This is a genomic window from Georgenia subflava (assembly GCF_009193155.1).
GTDB classification, from domain to species: Bacteria; Actinomycetota; Actinomycetes; order Actinomycetales; family Actinomycetaceae; genus Georgenia; species Georgenia subflava.
Genome location: NZ_VUKD01000004.1, coordinates 553,621 through 571,249, shown reverse-complemented (window position 1 = coordinate 571,249; position 17,629 = coordinate 553,621). Strand labels below are relative to the sequence as shown.

15 protein-coding genes are annotated in these 17,629 nt (G+C 71.6%); 7 read left to right on the top strand and 8 right to left on the bottom strand.

What is annotated here, in order from left to right:
* Positions 1–267 precede the first annotated feature (267 nt).
* Positions 268–1,734, bottom strand: a complete 1,467-nt coding sequence (locus GD748_RS15970) for an NAD-dependent succinate-semialdehyde dehydrogenase (RefSeq protein ID WP_152196194.1) — start codon at positions 1,732–1,734, stop codon at positions 268–270.
* Between the two features lie 234 nt (positions 1,735–1,968).
* Here GD748_RS15970 and GD748_RS15965 point away from each other — a divergent pair, with 234 nt between their 5' ends.
* Positions 1,969–3,219, top strand: coding sequence for an aspartate aminotransferase family protein (locus tag GD748_RS15965; RefSeq protein ID WP_152196193.1), 1,251 nt, complete (start codon positions 1,969–1,971; stop codon positions 3,217–3,219).
* Positions 3,220–3,287: 68 nt separating this feature from the next.
* Positions 3,288–3,494 (top strand): hypothetical protein, encoded by a 207-nt coding sequence (locus GD748_RS15960; protein ID WP_152196192.1) that lies wholly within the window; start codon positions 3,288–3,290, stop codon positions 3,492–3,494.
* Positions 3,495–3,840: 346 nt separating this feature from the next.
* Here the strand turns inward: GD748_RS15960 and GD748_RS15955 are convergent, their stop codons facing one another.
* On the bottom strand, positions 3,841–4,290 hold the full coding sequence (locus GD748_RS15955; protein ID WP_226921450.1) for a VOC family protein: 450 nt from the start codon (positions 4,288–4,290) through the stop codon (positions 3,841–3,843).
* A 377-nt stretch (positions 4,291–4,667) separates the two neighbouring features.
* Here GD748_RS15955 and GD748_RS15950 point away from each other — a divergent pair, with 377 nt between their 5' ends.
* Complete coding sequence (locus GD748_RS15950; RefSeq protein WP_152196190.1) at positions 4,668–5,312, top strand: NADPH-dependent F420 reductase; 645 nt, start codon at positions 4,668–4,670, stop codon at positions 5,310–5,312.
* A gap of 10 nt (positions 5,313–5,322) precedes the next feature.
* Here GD748_RS15950 and GD748_RS15945 read toward each other — a convergent pair whose 3' ends face one another.
* The 3 genes from GD748_RS15945 to GD748_RS15935 form a co-directional block, all read right to left on the bottom strand.
* Positions 5,323–6,297: an aldo/keto reductase gene (locus tag GD748_RS15945; protein ID WP_152196189.1), complete on the bottom strand. Its 975-nt coding sequence runs from the start codon at positions 6,295–6,297 to the stop codon at positions 5,323–5,325.
* Between the two features lie 87 nt (positions 6,298–6,384).
* A complete protein-coding gene (gene idi, locus GD748_RS15940) occupies positions 6,385–6,942 on the bottom strand; it encodes an isopentenyl-diphosphate Delta-isomerase (protein WP_152196188.1) in 558 nt (185 codons plus the stop codon).
* Positions 6,939–7,736, bottom strand: a complete 798-nt coding sequence (locus tag GD748_RS15935) for an MBL fold metallo-hydrolase (protein ID WP_226921449.1) — start codon at positions 7,734–7,736, stop codon at positions 6,939–6,941. Before GD748_RS15935 ends, idi begins: the two co-directional genes overlap by 4 nt.
* A gap of 213 nt (positions 7,737–7,949) precedes the next feature.
* On the opposite strand from GD748_RS15935, the gene GD748_RS15930 reads away from it, so the two are divergent.
* Together GD748_RS15930 and GD748_RS15925 are read left to right on the top strand one after the other, a co-directional pair.
* The gene (locus GD748_RS15930) at positions 7,950–8,975 is read left to right on the top strand and encodes an ATP-binding cassette domain-containing protein (protein WP_152196187.1); all 1,026 of its coding nucleotides are present in this window, start codon (positions 7,950–7,952) and stop codon (positions 8,973–8,975) included.
* Entirely contained in the window at positions 8,972–9,784 is an 813-nt protein-coding gene (locus GD748_RS15925; protein ID WP_152196186.1) for an ABC transporter permease, read from the top strand. Before GD748_RS15930 ends, GD748_RS15925 begins: the two co-directional genes overlap by 4 nt.
* Before the next feature lie 108 nt (positions 9,785–9,892).
* Here the strand turns inward: GD748_RS15925 and GD748_RS15920 are convergent, their stop codons facing one another.
* Positions 9,893–11,410: a molybdopterin-dependent oxidoreductase gene (locus GD748_RS15920; RefSeq protein WP_152196185.1), complete on the bottom strand. Its 1,518-nt coding sequence runs from the start codon at positions 11,408–11,410 to the stop codon at positions 9,893–9,895.
* 243 nt (positions 11,411–11,653) lie between these two features.
* Between GD748_RS15920 and GD748_RS15915 the strand changes: the two genes are divergently transcribed.
* A complete protein-coding gene (locus tag GD748_RS15915; RefSeq protein WP_193312981.1) occupies positions 11,654–13,699 on the top strand; it encodes a glycoside hydrolase family 3 protein in 2,046 nt (681 codons plus the stop codon).
* Between the two features lie 232 nt (positions 13,700–13,931).
* Positions 13,932–15,014: a GNAT family N-acetyltransferase gene (locus GD748_RS15910; protein ID WP_152196183.1), complete on the top strand. Its 1,083-nt coding sequence runs from the start codon at positions 13,932–13,934 to the stop codon at positions 15,012–15,014.
* Between the two features lie 25 nt (positions 15,015–15,039).
* Here GD748_RS15910 and GD748_RS15905 read toward each other — a convergent pair whose 3' ends face one another.
* Together GD748_RS15905 and GD748_RS15900 are read right to left on the bottom strand one after the other, a co-directional pair.
* Entirely contained in the window at positions 15,040–15,672 is a 633-nt protein-coding gene (locus GD748_RS15905) for an ATP-dependent endonuclease (protein ID WP_152196182.1), read from the bottom strand.
* 180 nt (positions 15,673–15,852) lie between these two features.
* A complete protein-coding gene (locus tag GD748_RS15900; RefSeq protein WP_152196181.1) occupies positions 15,853–17,559 on the bottom strand; it encodes an HNH endonuclease signature motif containing protein in 1,707 nt (568 codons plus the stop codon).
* Positions 17,560–17,629: the final 70 nt, after the last annotated feature.

Sequence of the window (17,629 nt, the reverse complement as noted above, 5' to 3'; positions counted from 1 at the left end):
GAACTGCTGACTACTTGCGTACCCTTCCATCAGGGGCCTCCATCGTCGTTGAGAGTGAAGCCACCTCCAGGATCTACCTCTGGAGGGACTCCCGAGGAGCGGAGGCCCCGCTCCTTCATGCCATCACGTTCCGCACCGTCCGCGCGACGCATCACCGACCAGAACGCGTCACTCGCCGAGGAACCACGCCGAAAGACACGTTGCGCACCACCCGCCCGAGGAATCGACGACCAGAACGTGCCGTTCGACGGTGCTTGGTCGCGGGTCCTAACCCATGGCGATGCCGATGTACTTCGTCTCGAGGTACTCCTCGATGCCGAGGGTGCCGCCCTCGCGGCCGAGGCCCGAGGCCTTGACCCCGCCGAAGGGCGCGGCGGGGTTGGACACCACGCCCTGGTTCAGCCCCACCATGCCGCTCTCGAGCGCCTCCGCGACCCGCAGCGCCCGGTTCAGGTCCCGGGTGTAGACGTAGGACACCAGGCCGTACTCGGTGTCGTTCGCCAGCGCGAGGACCTCCTCCTCCGTGCGGAACGGGCTCAGCGGTGCGACCGGGCCGAAGATCTCCTCGTGGCGCATGCGCGCGTCCTCCGGCACGCCGGTCAGCACGGTCGGGCGGTAGAAGTAGCCGTCGCCGTCCAGCGGCTCGCCACCGGTCAGGACCTCGGCGCCGCGGCCGCGGGCGTCGTCGACCAGGCCCTGCACCTTCTCGCGGGCCTCGGCGTCGATGAGCGGACCGACCCGGACGCCGTCCTCGGTGCCCCGGCCGACGGGCAGGGCGCCCATCTTCTTCGCCAGCCGCGCACCGAACTCGTCGATGACGTCGGCGTGGACGTAGATCCGGTTGGCGGCCGTGCACGCCTCGCCGGTGTTGCGCATCTTCGCGAGCAGCGCACCCTCGACGGCGGCGTCGAGGTCGGCGTCGTCGAAGACGATGAAGGGGGCGTTGCCGCCGAGCTCCATGGACGTGCGCAGCACCTTGTCCGCGCACTGCTCGAGGAGCTTTCGCCCGACGGCGGTGGATCCGGTGAACGACAGCTTGCGGGCCACGCCGGAGCGGATCATCGGCTCCATGACGTCGCCAGAGCTGGAGGTGGTGACGATGTTGACAACGCCGTCGGGGACGCCGGCCTCCCGCAGGATGTCCACCAGGGCGAGCATCGACAGCGGGGTCTGCGAGGCGGGCTTGATGACGCAGGTGCAGCCGGCGGCGATGGCCGGGCCGATCTTGCGGGTGCCCATGGCCATCGGGAAGTTCCAGGGCGTGATGAGCAGGCTGGGGCCGACTGGCTGCCGGGCGATGAGGAACCTGGCCTTGCCGTCGGGCGAGACCTGGTAGCCGCCGTCGATCCGGGTGGCCTCCTCGGCGAAGTGCCGGAGGAACTCGGCCGCGTAGGTGATCTCGCCCCGTGACTCGGTCACCGGCTTGCCCATCTCGAGGGTCATGACGAGGGCGAGGTCGTCGATGCGCTCGTGCAGCAGCTCGAACGCCTTCATGAGCATGTCGGAGCGCTCGCGCGGGGAGACGGCGGCGAAGTCGCGCTGGGCCGCCGCGGCGGCCTCCAGCGCCGCCATGCCGTCGGCGGGCGCGGCGTCGGCCACCTGGCACAGCACGCGGCTGGTGGACGGGTCGTGGACGTCGAAGGTCTTCCCCGACGTGGCGTCGACCCACCGCCCGCCGATGAAGAGCTGCTTGGGCACCGCCTGGACGACGGCCTCCTCCTGGGCCTGGAGCATGTCCCTCTCCCCTCTTACGTGGTCCGGCGCCGAGCTGGCCCCGGCACCGTGCCCGGCTCCGGCGCCAAGGTCAGGTTCTCGGCGCCAGGGTCAGGTTCTCCCATCTGCCGTCGCCCCGCACCCAGGCCGGCTTCTCGTCCCGGTGCTCCACCGCACCGCGGCGGGGTCCTGTGCGGGACGACGCTGCCACGGTAGTGTCGCGGGCACCAGATTGTCGACAATCCGGAGGACGACGTGGTCCAGCTGTCCGAGACCCTCAAGCAGGCAACCGGGGTCCTCGCCGCGCGCGGCGAGGGCGTCTACCTCTTCGACGAGGACGATCGCCGGTACCTCGACTTCACCGCGGGCATCGGCGTGACCAGCACGGGGCACTGCCATCCCCGGGTCGTCGAGGCGGCGCAGCGCCAGGTCGCCACGCTGATCCACGGCCAGTACACGACGGTGATGCATCGCCCGCTCCTCGACCTCGTCGACCGCCTCGGAGACGTGCTCCCGGCGGGGCTGGACCGGATGTTCTTCGCCAACTCGGGCTCGGAGGCCGTCGAGGCGGCGCTGCGGCTCGTACGCCAGGCCACGGGCCGGCCCAACGTCGTCGTCTTCCACGGCGGCTTCCACGGACGCACGGTCGGCGCGGCGTCGCTGACGACGTCGGCCACCAAGGTGCGGTCCGGCTTCAGCCCCCTGATGGGCGGGGTGGTTGTCGCGCCGTTCCCCAACCTTGCGCACTACGGCTGGAGCGAGGAGGAGGCGACGGACTTCGCGCTGCGCGAGCTCGACTACGTCTTCCAGACGGTGACGCTCCCGCAGGACACCGCGGCCTTCCTCGTCGAGCCGGTGCTCGGCGAGGGCGGGTACGTCCCGGGCAACGCCCGGTTCTTCGCCGGCCTGCGCGAGCGCGCCGACCGGCACGGCATCCACCTGGTGCTCGACGAGGTGCAGACCGGCTGGGGCCGAACGGGCACGTTCTGGGGGGCCGAGCACTTCGACGTCTCCCCCGACGTGCTCATCACCGCCAAGGGCCTGGCCTCCGGCTTCCCCCTCTCGGCCATCGCGGCGCCCGCCGAGCTCATGGACAAGGCGTGGCCCGGCTCGCAGGGCGGCACGTACGGGGCCAACGCCGTGGCGTGCGCGGCCGCCCTGGCCACGCTGGAGGTGATCACCGACGAGGGCCTCGTGCAGAACTCCGCCGAGCGCGGCGTCGAGCTACGCCGCGCGCTCGAGGAGGTCGCCGGTCGGCACACCGCGGTCACGGACGTGCGCGGCCTGGGCCTGATGCTCGGCAACGAGTTCCGCGACGGCGACGGGCATCCCGACGGCGCCACGGCCGCCCGGGCGCAGCAGGAGGCCGCCCGGCGGGGCCTTCTGCTGCTCACCTGCGGCCCGTGGGGCGAGGTCGTGCGGTTCATCCCGGCGCTCGTCGTCAGCTACGAGCAGGTGGCCGAGGCGGCCGGGATCTGGGCCGACGCCGTCGCGGCCGTGAGCTGAGTCGGAGGTCCGACAGGGCTGCGCCGGAGCGCAGAGAGGACATTCAACCGTCGCCGCACCAGGGCCGGGTGGCGTCCGATGTGGCCGCCGGCCAGCGCAAGGTCGTTCTCACCTGGCTCCCGACAGTGAGGACGGAGAAGCCCTGGCTACCGAACTGCTCGATCGCGTGGATCGGTGACGACGATCGCGGCGTCGAGCTGGAGATTGTGTCGCTGGACCTCGATGACGCTGTCGTCGTGATCCACGTCATGCCGACCGAACTGCGGAGGCGATGAGATGAGTGAACACGTGAGATATCGACTCGGACCGGACGTGCCCGACGAGGAGGAGCTGCGCGACAGCCGGAATCGGCTGATCGATGGGGCATACGTCGACGCGGCCGTCGAAGAGGCCATCGAGCAGGTCCGCGGACGAGGACGTCCATCACTTTCGAAGGCGGGAGAATCACCGCTGTTACGTGTCCGTCTGCCGCGTGACCTGGATGCAGCCGTCAGCGACGCCGCCCGGCGAGCCGGAGCGTCTTGCTCGGAATGGGTGCGGCGCGTCCTCGATGAGGCAGTTCACCGGGCGAGCTGAGGAACCTGCAGCCTGCTGTTCTGCAGCATCCCGGTAGCCGATGGCCTACCGGACGCGGGACATCTCGTTCGTCAATGAATCTTGGACGTAGGCCATCGCCTGCTGCGCGGCCGGATCGGCGAACCTTGACGCGAGGTCGGTTGGGTCGACGTCCTCAAAGCGCTCATGGACCCACCAGAGGTGGCCGTGCGAATCACGCACTCGGGCCACGCGTTCGCCGAAGGCCAGCTCGGTCGGCTGGGTGACGACCCGAGCGCCGGCTGCCACTGCACGGTCGACGGCTTCCTGGGTATCGGCGACGTAGACGCGCAGATGTGAGGGCGTGGCCGGCCATTCGGGGCCGGCATCGAACATCATGATCACAGCATCACCGATCTCCACCTCGACGTGTCCGATTCGTCCGTCAGGTCCAACCATCCGCGATCCAGGGGTCTCTCGCGCCTGGAACGCTGCTTCAAGGAACGCGATCTCGGCTGCGGTGTCGGTGCTGATCACCCAAGGGTCCACACGGGAATAGCGGGCAGGGACGACGACCTTCTCTCGCTGTTCTGTCATGGAGACACACTTCCACGAGCCACCGACAGAACGCGCTCGCGCATCCCGTAAGCCGAACCCCGTGCGGGAAAACTGCCAGGCCGGCAGCTGCGCGCGGCGTCGGACGTCCCGCAAGACACGTCCGAGAGCGATTCTCGGTGGAGGGGCGCCGACCGGCACGCCCTCCCGCCGTGCTCAACCGGCCTCGCGACTGTTCCAGCAGCGGAGAACACGCTTCAAGCCCGATCCCGCCGCCGGGCCGGAATGTATCGGACCGCCTTGGCGTTCAACCTGTGTCCGAGCGGGCCTGTGCCCGCCGTCGAGCCACGAGGTGAGCATTGAGCACGATCGGCATCCTGGGCGCGGGCCGGGTCGGTACCGCCATCGCCCGGCAGGCGCTGCGCGCCGGTTACGACGTCGTGGTCGCCACGGCCGCGGACCCCGCGGAGATCTCGCTGATCGTCGAGGTGATGGCCCCCGGGGCGCGCGCCGTCACGGCCGCCGAGGCGGCCGCCGCCGACCTCGTGGTCATCGCCGTCCCGATGCGCAAGTACGACACGCTCGACCCCGAGCTCCTGGCCAGCAGGGTCGTCGTCGACGTCATGAACCACTGGGCGGAGACCGACGGCGACGTCCCGGACCTGGACGGCGCGTCCTCCACCTCGGAGGCGGTCCAGGCTCACCTGGCAGGCGCCCGCGTGGTCAAGACCCTCAACCACATCGGGTACCACGAGCTCGAGTCGGACCACGTGCCGGCCGGCGCGCCGGGTCGGCGCGCCCTTGCGGTGGCCGGCGACGACGACGACGCCCGCGCAGTGGTCGCCGACCTGATCGAGCGCCTCGGCTTCGACGCCGTCGACGCCGGGCCGCTGGCCGCCGGACGTGCGCTCGAACCAGGCACCGAGATCTTCGCGGGACGGCACGACCGCGCAGAGCTGACCAGGCTGCTCGAGCACGCCTGCCTGGCGGCCGTACAGCGCTGACCGCGTCGGATCAGAACAGCGCCACCCTCGGCACCTGCGGAAAGAGCTCGTCGAGCTCCGCCTCGTCGTCGGGCGACGGCACCCAGGACGCTGCCGCGGCGTTCTGGCGCACCTGCTCGGGCGTGGTCGCCCCGGCGATGACGCTGCCGACGACGTCCCGCGACGCCAACCAGGAGAACGCGACCTCGACCTCCGTCAGCCCCCGTGCCCGGGCGAACTCGCCGAACCGGCGGAGCTGGTCGTAGTCGGCGCGCTCCAGCAGCTCCTGACGCTGTCGGGTCAGACGGCTGCCCTCCGGGGCACGGCCGTCGCTGTACTTCCCGGTGAGCAGGCCGTTCGCGAGCGGGAAGTACGGCAGCACCCCCAGACCGTAGTGCGCGGCGGCGGGCACGACCTCGACCTCGGCGCGGCGGTCGAGCAGGTTGTAGTGGTTCTGCGCCGACACGAACGCCGTCGTGCCGAGCTCACGGGCGAGGTGAGCCGCCTCCGCGATCTGCCAACCGGACCGGTTCGAGTGCCCGACGTAGCGGACCTTGCCGGCGCGCACGACGTCGTCCAGGGCCGAGAGCGTCTCCTCGACCGGGGTGAGCGGGTCCGGGGTGTGGAACTGGTAGAGGTCGATGTGGTCGGTCCCGAGGCGCGCCAGCGAGGCCTCGACAGCGCGGACGATGTACCGGCGCGAGCCGCGGGCCCCGAAGTCAGGCCCGTTGGCACCGCGCATGTCCATGCCGAACTTGGTGGCGACGACGACGTCGTCCCGCCGGCCCGTCAGTGCGTGACCCAGGAGCCGTTCGCTCAGGCCCGGCTCCTTGCCGTAGGTGTCGGCGGTGTCGAAGAGCGTGATGCCGGCGTCGAGCGCCGCGTGGACGACGGCGGACGCGCCCTCGGCGCTCTCGGTGACGGTGCCGGCGCGGCCGAGGTTGTTGCAGCCGAGGCCGACAGCAGAGACGGACAGGCCCGAGCGGCCCAGTCGCTTCAGTTCCATGGTTCGCACCCTATGAGTCGGGCGGGAGGTGGCGCCCCGGTCGTCCGACCAGCGGCCGAGCCAGGGCCGCCGGTCGTGCGGGCAGAGTCAGCTCAGGAGTGCGGCGAGCCGTGCGTCGGCTAGCTGGTCGACCAGCCAGGGGCTGAACGCCCAGGGCGCGGCAGCCACGGCGGCGGTCAGGTCCTCGGGAGGGACCCATCGGTGCTCGGCGACCTCGCTGGGCTCGGGTCGCAGCGTGCCGACCGCTCTGGCCGTGTGCACCGGGCAGATCTCGTTCTCCACGACGCCGGAGGCGTCCACCGCGCGGTAGCGGAAGTCGGGCAGGACGAGAACCGGGTCGTCGATCTCGACGCCCAGCTCGAACCCGCCCCGACGACGGATCGCGTCCGTCATGGGCTCCCCGGGAGCCGGGTGCCCGCAGAAGGCGTTGGTCCACACGCCCGGCCAGGTGCGCTTGCTCAGGGCGCGCCGCGTGACCAGCACCAGGCCGGCGTCGTCGAAGAGGTGGCAGGAGAAGGCCAGGTGCAGCGGGGTATCGGTGGTGTGCACGAGCGCCTTGTCCGCCGTCCCGACGGGCGTCCCGGCGTCGTCGAGGAGCACGACCTCCTCCACGCCGGAGCCGTCGCCCGTACCGAGGTCCGTCATGCGGGCTCCTCCATGGTGATGCCGAGGTGGTCGAGCTGGGCCTGCACGGTCAGCGCGGCAGCGCGGTGCAGGTCGGGGCCGAGGTGCCCGTACACGACCTCGACGACGGCGTCCAGGCCCTCCGCGCCGGCCTGGACGGCGCCACGCACCTCCTCGAGGCGGTGCAGGCGGTGTGCGCGCAGCGTCCGGAGCGCCCCGACCGGGTCGGTGACGACCGGCCCGTGCCCGGGCGCGATCTGGCTGAACCGCCCCTGCTCGACGAGCTCGACCAGGCGCTCGAGCGTCGCGAGGTAGCTGCCGAGGTCGCCGTCGGGCCAGGAGACCACTGTGGTGCCGCGTCCGAGGACCGTGTCGCCCGACAGGAGCAGCCCGTCCGCGGGGACGATCAGGCAGACGGAGTCCGCGGTGTGCCCGGGCGCCGCCACCACCTCGATCGTGAGGCCGCCGACGTCGATCCGCTCGCCGTCGGCCGGTTCGGCGCCGCGACCGCCCCCGCGAACGGGCGCGCCGGTGACCTCGGCGAGACGGGCTGCACCGCCCGCGTGGTCGCTGTGGTGGTGGGTGAGGACGACCAGCGCGACCCGGCCACCGTCGGTCGTGGCGGCGTCGAGGACACGGCGCAGGTGCTGCTCGTCCGCCGGGCCGGGATCGACCACGACGACGTCCGCGGCGCCGGGTTCGCGCAGCAGCCACGTGTTCGTGCCCTCCAGGGTCATCACGCCGGGGTTCGGCGCCAGCACGCAGGTGGCCCGCGGGGTCAGCCGGCCACCGGTCCAGGGCGTCGTGGTGCTCACGCCGCCACCCTATCCGCGCACCACCTCTCACCAGCGGGCAGGTGGTGAGGCACGTCCCTGGCCGTGCAGCACCTCTCGCCGCGGGCAGGTGTGGTGACGCCGCTGTCCGTGCAAACCTCGCTTCCGCAGGCGGGTGGTGAGGCACGTCGAGGCGCGGATCGTGGACTCGAAAATCCTCTGGGCAGCGCCACGCCACGCGCGTACCGTTCCGGTGTGACCTTCGCCATCGAGGCAGCAGGACTCACCAGGCGCTACGGCGACGTCGTGGCGCTGGACGACGTGAGTCTGGACGTCGCCACGGGCAGCATCCTCGGGCTGCTCGGCCCCAACGGTGCGGGCAAGACCACGTGCATCCGCATCCTCACCACGCTGCTGCGGCCGGACGCCGGCACCGCGACGGTCGCGGGCGCGGACGTCCTCACCGAGCCGCGCAAGGTGCGCGAGCGGATCGGGCTCTCCGGCCAGTACGCCGCCGTCGACGAGTACCTGACCGGCTTCGAGAACCTCGACATGATCGGCCAGCTGTACCACCTCGGCCGAAACCGCTCCCGGCAGCGGGCTCGCGAGCTGCTCGCCCAGTTCCGTCTCGACGACGCCGCGGACCGCCCGGCGAAGACGTACTCGGGCGGCATGCGCCGGCGCCTGGACCTGGCCGGGGCGCTGGTGGCCGAACCCCCGGTGATCTTCCTTGACGAGCCAACGACCGGCCTCGACCCGCGCTCCCGCCTCGACATGTGGGAGGTCATCCAGACCCTGGCGGGGCGGGGCACCACCGTGCTGCTGACCACTCAGTACCTGGAGGAGGCCGACGTGCTGGCGGACGACATCATCGTCATCGACCACGGCCGCACCATCGCGCGCGGCAGCTCCGACCAGCTCAAGGCCCAGGTGGGCGGCGAGCGGCTCGAGATCGTCGTCAGCGACCCGGCACAGCTGCGCGCGGCGCGGTCCCTGCTCGAGCCGCTGGCGGTCGGTCCGGTCACCGAGGACGAGCGCTCCCGTCTGCTCGTCGTGCCGACGGCGGGCGGCACCCAGCCGCTCGTGGACGCCCTGCACCTGCTGGACGGTGCCGCGCTCTCGGTGGACGACATCGGGATCCGGCGCCCCACGATGGACGACGTGTTCCTGGCCCTGACGGGGCACACGGCGGAGGACGGCGGCGACGGGCAGCCGGCAGGCCGCGGCACGGAGACTGCACCGGCCGCCTCCGGCCGGCACGTGGCCGGGGAGGGACGATGAGCCTGCCGGGCGCCGTCGTCGACGGCTGGGTCGTCGCGAAACGCAACCTCATCAAGATCAAGCGGGTGCCCGACCTGCTGGTCTTCACCACGCTGCAGCCGATCATGTTCGTGCTGCTCTTCGCCTACGTCTTCGGCGGCGCCATCGACACCGAGGGCGGCGGCGCCGCCTACCGGGAGTTCCTCATCGCGGGCATCTTCGCCCAGACGGTGGTCTTCGGCGCCACCATCACCGGCGCCGGCCTGGCCGACGACGTCAAGAAGGGCATCATCGACCGCTTCCGGTCGCTGCCGATGTCCGGCTCGGCCGTGCTGGTGGGCCGCACGCTCTCCGACGTCGTCAACAACGTGCTGGTACTCGTGGTGATGGGCCTGACCGGCCTGATCGTAGGGTGGCGGATCCGCACCTCCGTGCCGGAGGCGCTGCTCGGATTCGTGCTGCTGCTCCTCTTCGCCTACGCCATCTCGTGGGTGATGGCATGGATCGGCATGCTCGTGCCGACCCCGGAGGTCGTCAACAACGCCGCCTTCATCGTGATCTTCCCCCTGACCTTCGTGGCGAACACCTTCGTGCCGCTGGAGTCCCTGCCCGGGCCGCTGCAGCGCTTCGCCGAGTGGAACCCCGTCTCGGCGGTCACGCAGGCCGCCCGCGACAACTTCGGCAACCCGGACCCGAACCCCGCCGCCCCGGATCCCACGTCGTGGGCGCTGCAGAACCCCGAGCTGTACACGATGCTGTGGGCGGGCATCGTCCTGCTGATCTTCGTGCCGCTGGCCACCTGGCAGTACCAGCGCTCGGCGAGCCGGTAGCGCGGCGCCCGCCCCGGACGGCCGGCACCGGCAGGCCATGGTCCGGTCGGGCCACGGTCCGGTCGGGCCACGGTCCGGTCGCCCGGACGCCTGGCCGACCGGGGCGGGTCAGCCCACCTGGACGTCGACGCGGTGCCAGCCCGTCGCGCCGTCGGGCACCACCCCCACCCGCTCCCCCGTCTGGATCTCGCCGTCCTGCCCGGTGGCGCGGACCTCCAGCGAGTGCGTGCCCGCCGGCGCGTCCCAGCGGAAGAACCACTGCCGCCAGGTGTCCACGTGCACCTGCTCGGCCAGCTCGCAGGGCTGCCACTCGCCGTCGTCGACCCGAACTTCGACGGCGGCGATCCCGGTGTGCTGTGCCCAGGCGACCCCGGCGACGACGACTTCCCCCGCCGCCACCGAGCGCCCACGCGGGACGTCGATGCGCGAGGAGATCTTCACGGGTCCGTGGGCGGACCAGCCCCGGTCCGTCCAGTACGCCGTCTCGTCGGCGAAGCGGGTCACCTGCAGCTCGCTCACCCACTTGGTGGCCGAGACGTAGCCGTAGAGGCCGGGCACCACGACGCGCACCGGGTAGCCGTGCTCCGGGGGCAGGTCGGTGCCGTTCATGCCGACGGCGAGCAGTGCGTTGCGGTCGTCGGTGAGGACCTCGAGCGGGGTGGAGGCGGTGAACCCGTCGACGCTGCGCGACAGGACCATGTCGGCGCCGGGCCGCACGCCGGCACGGTCGAGGACCTCACGCACCGGCAGGCCCAGCCACAGCGCGTTGCCGACGAGGTCGCCGCCGACCTGGTTGGACACGCAGCACAGCGTCACCCACGCCTCGACGAGGTCGTCGGCGAGCAGGTCGTCGAGGGTCATCGTCACCTCCTGCTCGACCATGCCGTGCACGCGCAGGGTCCAGGTGGCGGGGTCCACGCGCGGGACCACGAACGCGGTGTCGATCCGGTAGAACTCCTCGTTCGGGGTCCGGAAGGGTGCGAGCCCCTCGATGTCGAGATCGGCGCCGGCCGGCAGCGGCGGCACCGTGCTCGCGGCGTCCGGGAGCTCGAGCGCCGGGGCGACCGGTGCCCGGCGCACGCCGACCACCCGGGCGACGCTCGCGCCCACCAGGGCGAGACCGCCGACGGCACCGGCCCCGAGCAGCAGGGCGCGCCGGTCGAGCACCCGGCGGTCCGCCATGGCCCGTTCGGGGTCGGCGGTCCCGGGCGGCGCGAGCAGCCCGGGCAGGGCGAGCGCGCCGACGACGGTGCCCACGACGACCGGCCACACGGCGACGACCCCGCCGTCGGGCCGGGTGAGGGTGGCCACGGCTGCGACCAGCCCGAGCAGGATGACGACGCCCGCACCGCGCCAGCGCACCGCACGCTCGGCCAGGCCCGCGACGACGGCGAGAGCGAGCATGACGACGGCGATGCCGACGCCGAGGGCGACCTTGTCGTTGGTGCCGAACCAGTCGATCGCCAGGTCCTTGAGCCAGCCCGGGGTCAGGTCGATGAACGCCTCGGCCACGGCCTCGACGGGGCCCGGGCCGCTTCCGGTGAAGCGGGCGAGGATCTCGGCGAGCGCGATCGCGCAGCCCGTCACGATGACGCCGACGAGCGCCGCGAACCAGCGGCTGGCCATGCTCCGAGCGTAGGCCTGGCGTGGCGGGCGAGCCAGTACCGCCCGCGGCCGTGCCCGGGTTGGCATGGAGTTGCCATGGCCGCTTCTCCTCCGGGGCAACAAATGGCAACCGGTGGGGAACGCCCTGACCCGAGGCAATGGTGGGGACTACCGCGGAGCAGTACCGACGACGACGTCAGATCCCCGGGGTGCGCGGCCGGCCGCGCACCCCAACCCAGCATGTCAGGTCGAAGGAGACCCAAGATGAGCACGTCACGTTCGCGGCACAGCCTTGCCGGCCTCGCCCTAGCCGTCCCCCTCACCCTGGTCCTCGCGGGCGGTGCCATGGCCGCGCCGCCGGGCCACTCCAGCGCCGGTGGCAACCCTCCGGACCACTCGAACGCCGGCGGACGCCACGCCCCGGAGGTGGAGTCACGGGTGAAGGACATCATCACGATCGGTCAGCGGGACTTCCGCGACCTCAACGACAACGGCCGCCTCGACCCGTACGAGGACTGGCGTCGCAGCACCGAGGAGCGGGTCGCCGACCTCCTGCCGCGCATGAGCACGGAGGAGAAGGCGGGTCTCATGCAGATCACGTCGCTGCGCGGCGACGTCGACGACTACATCAACAACCGGCACATCAGGTTCCTCATCATCCGGGACAACCCGACCGCCGCCGAGCTGGCGGAACGGGCGAACAGCTACCAGGAGGTCGCGGAGGCTTCCGATCTCGGTATCCCGCTCGTGTTCACGTCGAACCCGCGCAACCACATCAACGAGGACCTCGAGTTCGGCATCGTCGAGGCCTCCGGCCAGTTCTCGACCTGGCCCGGCACTCTCGGCCTCGCCGCCACCAACGACCTGGACCTCGTCCGGGACTTCGCCGAGATCGCGCAGGACGAGTGGCGCTCGGCCGGCATCCAGAAGATCTACGGCTACCAGATCGAGACCGCCACCGAGCCCCGCTGGCGACGCATCTCCGGGACCTTCGGCGAGAGCCCGGACCTGAGCGCCGGGATCGCTCGTGAGCTCGTCCTCGGCTTCCAGGGCGAGGAGCTGTCCCAGGAGTCAGTCGCCCAGACCGTCAAGCACTTCCCCGGTGACGGCGCGGTGCTCCGCGGACTGGACCCGCACAACGAGGCCGGCCAGTGGGCCGTGTACCCGACGCCGGGCAGCCTCGAGGCGTACCAGCTGCCGCCGTTCCAGGCGGCGATCGACGCCGGCACCAGCTCGATCATGTCCTACTACAACGTGCCGTCGAACGCCTTCAGCGCAGACCAGATCCCGATGGACCTGTGGCAGTCGCCGGACCAGCAGTTCGAGGAGGTGGCCGCTGCCTACAACAAGACGATCCTGACTGACCTGCTGCGCGGTCAGATGGGCTTCACCGGGTACGTCAACTCCGACTCGGGCGTGCTGACGAGCCGGGACTGGGGTGTCCAGGACCTCACGATCGAGGAGAAGTTCGCCAAGGCGATCGACGCCGGCACGAACATCTTCTCGGACAACAACGACCCGTCGGGTCTCCTGTCGGCCATCGACCAGGGGCTCGTCGACCCGTCCGACCTCGACCCCTCGGTCGCCCTGCTGCTGACCGAGATCTTCGACCTCGGCCTCTTCGAGGACCCGTACACCGACCCCGAGCTCGCCCAGCAGATCGCGGACGACCCAGCCTCCCAGGCACTGGCGGACGAGGCGCACCGCAAGTCCGTGGTGCTGCTGCGCAACGACGAGGGGCTGCTGCCGCTCACGGACGAGGCGGTCGCTGCGACGGACGTGTACGTCGAGGTCTTCAACGGCGAGGACAGCGCCGAGCAGACCGCGGCGCTGAAGGAGCTGATCGCTGAGGAGGACCCGGCGATCAACGTGGTGGACGACCTGGCAGACGCGGAGGCCGCCCTGGTGTGGGTGCGCCCCAGCACCTTCGAGTACGAGGACAACTCCACGGTGGAGATCCAGCTCGGTGACCTCACCGGCATCGACGTCGACCGCGTCAAGGAGATCGAGGCAGCCGTGCCCACGGCCGTGGCGATCAACTTCACCAACCCGTGGGTCGTCAACGAGATCGAGCCCGGCGCAGCCGCCGTGGTCGGGACGTTCAACGTCAAGGCCGAGGCTCTGCTGGACGTCCTGCGCGGGCGTTTCGACCCGGTCGGTCAGCTTCCGCTGACCATCCCCGCCGACCAGGCCGCGGTCGAGGCCAACGCGTCCGACGTTCCCGGGTACGCCGAGGACTTCGACTACGCGTACTCCAACGCTGCCGGTGATGACTACACCTTCGGCTTCGGCCTCGGCTACGAGGACTAGGCGAGGGAGCGGGCCCGCACAGCACGGTCCGCCGTCCTACGGCGGGCCCGCACAGCACGGACCGCCCCTAGGCGGACCCGCACAGCACAGTCCGCCGTCCTAGGTGGACGCGCACAGCACGGCGCGCCGCCCTCCTGCGGGAGGGCGGCGCTCCGCCGCTGGCCGGTCGCCGAGCATGCTCCGCCCGACAGGGAACCTGCGCGAGGGCGGGGACGTGCGCAAGGATTGCCGGATGACTTCCGGAACCGGTCCGCGTGCCCATGACTCCCTGACCGGCGACGCGGTGATCTCGGCAGCGTTGCCGAACGGCTGGTCTCCGACGGCGGCGCGGCTCGTGGACATTCCCGAGCTCCATGCGCTGCTCAACCGTCAGGAGATCGCGATCCGTGGCCGGGCGTCGACGATCAGGGCTGCCGTCGAGGCAGAGATCTCGCCGGCGGCAGGACCGACGAGCAGCCACCTCCTCGTGCGCGACGACGCGACACAGGTACGCGCCTGGGCGAGTGCCACGGACCGCGCTGCAGGGCGGACCGTGCTCTCCGTCGTCGTCGATCACGACCTCGAGCCGACGACGGCGGACACGGTCGCCGACGCCCTGTTCACCTGGGCGGCCAAGGCCGCGGGCGGGCACGCACGCGCGCGCGGTCTCGACGTGACACAGCTGGACAGCGGCGCGTACGTGGAGGACGGCCGGCAGCAGCGATGGCTCGAACGCGCGGGCTTCGTCCGTGCTCGCACCTGGCTGCAGATGAGCCGTCCGGTCACCGAGGCCGACGGCGATCCCGGGACGTTCCCCGAGCCCCACCCGACCGTCGTCATCCGACGGGTCCGACGGTCGGGCGACGGCATGCCCGACCAGGACGACCTGGTGACGGTGCACGACATCCTCGAGGAGGCGTTCACGGACCACTTCAACTATCACGCCGAGACGTTCGACGAGTTTCTCAAGCGGCTCCGTGCCGACCCGGGCCACCGGTGGGACCACTGGTGGGTGGCGGAGATCGTGGACGAGCCGGGTGCGGCACCGCGGCCGGCCGGTGCGCTCCTCGGCGCCGTCTCGCCCGGCGCGGGCGGTGGGCCCGAGGGCAGCTATGTCGAGTACCTCGGCGTGCTCCGCGCGGCCCGTGGCAGGGGCGTAGCCCGGTCCCTGCTGCACACGATCATCGCCGACGCCGCTGCGCGAGGGCGGAACCGGGTAGGGCTCGAGGTCGACGCTGACTCCCCCACCGGGGCCGTCGGCCTCTACACCTCGACGGGGTTCGCGACGTCGTACAGCACTCAGTCGTGGCACCGGCAGCTGTCGACGAGCACGTGAGCCCCGCCGCTCCGGCCTCGGCGCCTCACACGTCTGCGAGCAGCTGGGCCAGCGGCGCCGGGGTCCGGTCGAGATCCATGTGCTCGACGAGCCGGCGCGCGTAGGCGGCCTTGCGCCCGCTCGTGGTCCCGAGGAACCGGCGCAGCTGCCGCTCGACGGTGCGGTCGCGCTGGGCGGGCTGGCGCTGGAAGAGGCGGAACCGGGCGAGGTCGCCGTGGGCGTCCAGGAGCTGCTGCGCGGCGTCCGCGCCGACAGCCCGGAGCAGCTCGTCCTCGAGGTCCTGGACGCAGACGTAGCAACCGGTACCTCCGGGCCGGCTGCCGCCCATGCCGGCCAGCTCCAGCCCGCGCTCCACGAAGCGCACCTCACCCGCGTCGCACAGGACCGCCACCTTGGGCCCACCGTCGGCCGGACCGAGCGTCCGGAGGAACCGGTCGGTGTTGGTGACACCTCCCATCGGCACCACTGCCACGCGCTCAGCGGCGAGGTCTCGGCCGAGTCGCTCGGCCAGCGCCTCGACGGCCGCCTGGTCGCTGACGCCCTCGACCAGGACGACGGCGCGCACACCGGTCTCTCGCAGCCGCACCTGGGTCCCGGCAGCCGTGCCACCGACGGCACCGGTCGTCAGCACCTCGCGGAAGATTGCGAGCTCGTCCACGTCCGCCAGTATGGCGCTGGGCTCAAGAGAACGGGGTCAAGTCATCAGGCTTCCCCGTCAGTAACGGCGCAGGTGTGCACGGCGAACAAGCACGCCTCACTCCCAGACATGCGCACTGCACGGCCCGCCGCCTCGTCTAGCACCCGACGTCGTCAGGACGCTCAGAACGGAATGTCGTCGTCAGACTCGCGCCTGGTGGTCGGGTGGGCTGGCGCCACCGCTGTTTCCGCCGCCGGTGCCGCTGGTCCCGCCGGCACCGTTCCGGCGGCTCCCGGCGCCGCCGCTGCCTCGGCCGCCGGCTCCGCCGCCACCTCCGCCACCTCCGCCACGGCTGGTGGGTGTGCCGGGGATGGGTTCGGGTCGGCGTCGGTAGGTGTGGCCGGTGGGTGCGGTCCAGACGATCGTCCCGTCCGCAGCGCGCCTGGCGCCCCACTTCTTGTTCGTCTTGAGGTTGTGATGGCGCCGGCACAGCGGGTGGAGGTTGACCTCGGTGGTCTGCGCGATCCGCGCCGCACACGCCGGGTCATAAGCGACGATGTGGTCCAGGTCGCAGCACACCGCCGGCTGGCGGCACCCCGGGAAAGTACACGTCACATCCCGCGCGACGATCGTGCGGGTCAGGTCCGCGCCGGGGCGGTACTTCTTCCTCCCCAGGGCACGGAACTGGCCATCGGCGTCGGTGAACAACGCCCGCCACGTCCCGTCCTGCGCGATCTGCCGGGCCAGGTCGGCCGGGATCGGCCCGTACCCACCCAACATGCCCGGTTCGTCATCGACACCCAGCAGCGTCCCGGCCCCGACCGTGACCTGCACCGCCACACCCCCGCCCGACCCGGTGCGGTTGGGCAGGGGCTGGCCGGTGAGGTCGACGCCCTTGTCGGCCAGGGTGGTGAAGACGTCCACGAACGCATCCGCCCGCACCTGGTCCAGGGACCTGGGGTCGATGTCCTTGTCACCTTTCGCGGCCTTGGCGACCGCGTCCAGGATGGTGCGGACCCGGGCAGCGTCGTCCGCGCGCACGTACGCGCTGATCCAGGCCATCGCGTCCGGGACCGGGTCGAACACCACCCGCCGGTCCGCATGCTCCGCCACCCGACGTTTCGCCCCCGCGTCCGGGTCGATGGTCAGCGCGGCCTTGCGCAACCTCGCCTTGAGCGTCGTCCCGGACAGCGCACCGGCCTGGTCCAACAGCTCGTCCACGGCCTTGCGGTGGTCCTCGATACTCATCCCCGGCTCCCGCGAGGACAGGATGCTCGCCTTCTTGGTGTCGATGGTCCCGGTCGTCAACGCGTCGGCGACCCTGGGGAACAGGCACAACCCGGAAGCGAAGTGGACCTTCGCCTCCCCCGCCCTGGTCGTGGTGCCCAGACGGGCGCCGATCTCCGCACCGGCCTCGGTCAACGCGTTCGAGCCGCTCCCGCGCCGGTCGGTCAGCTCCGCGACGAACCTGGCCTGGGCCGACATCGCCCACGACGCCAGACGCTCGAACCCCGCGATCGCCTCCACAAGTTCCTGCTCGCCGACCCCGGCGGGCTCGAGCGCATCCAGCACGTGCGCCAGGACCGGACCACCGGGCTGGTCCTCCAAGAACCGGGCGGCGACCGAGACAAGCCCGTGCGGAGACCTCCGTGCATCGACCTCGTCAGGGTCCAGGACCATCGACTCCAGCTCCCACACCCCCGGCGGCCGAGCGAAGTCCACCCCAGACCCGCCGGCCGAGCAGCCGGTCACCGTCACACGACCGTCGTCCACGCACACCACCCCGACCGCCCGACGAACAGAGGAGACCCGCCCGCGCACACGCGCCTCGAGCGGCGAGAACTCCATGGCGGCGCCCGGCCCGACCGGTGCACCACCGGCCGACCCCGCCACCTCGTCCTCGAGCATGTCTCAAACACTAGTCCGGGCCACCGACATCCGACCCAGAGGGTGTGGATCCCGTGGAAAGACCCGCGAT

Bases quoted from the DNA above. Each gene is read 5' to 3' on its own strand.
- GD748_RS15945 (WP_152196189.1), bottom strand. From the start codon at position 6,297: ATGGAACTGAAGCGACTGGGCCGCTCGGGCCTGTCCGTCTCTGCTGTC.
- GD748_RS15915 (WP_193312981.1), top strand. From the start codon at position 11,654: ATGAGCACGTCACGTTCGCGGCACAGCCTTGCCGGCCTCGCCCTAGCC.
- idi (WP_152196188.1), bottom strand. From the start codon at position 6,942: ATGACGGACCTCGGTACGGGCGACGGCTCCGGCGTGGAGGAGGTCGTG.
- GD748_RS15970 (WP_152196194.1), bottom strand. From the start codon at position 1,734: ATGCTCCAGGCCCAGGAGGAGGCCGTCGTCCAGGCGGTGCCCAAGCAG.
- GD748_RS15920 (WP_152196185.1), bottom strand. From the start codon at position 11,410: ATGGCCAGCCGCTGGTTCGCGGCGCTCGTCGGCGTCATCGTGACGGGC.
- GD748_RS15925 (WP_152196186.1), top strand. From the start codon at position 8,972: ATGAGCCTGCCGGGCGCCGTCGTCGACGGCTGGGTCGTCGCGAAACGC.
- GD748_RS15910 (WP_152196183.1), top strand. From the start codon at position 13,932: ATGACTTCCGGAACCGGTCCGCGTGCCCATGACTCCCTGACCGGCGAC.
- GD748_RS15900 (WP_152196181.1), bottom strand. From the start codon at position 17,559: ATGCTCGAGGACGAGGTGGCGGGGTCGGCCGGTGGTGCACCGGTCGGG.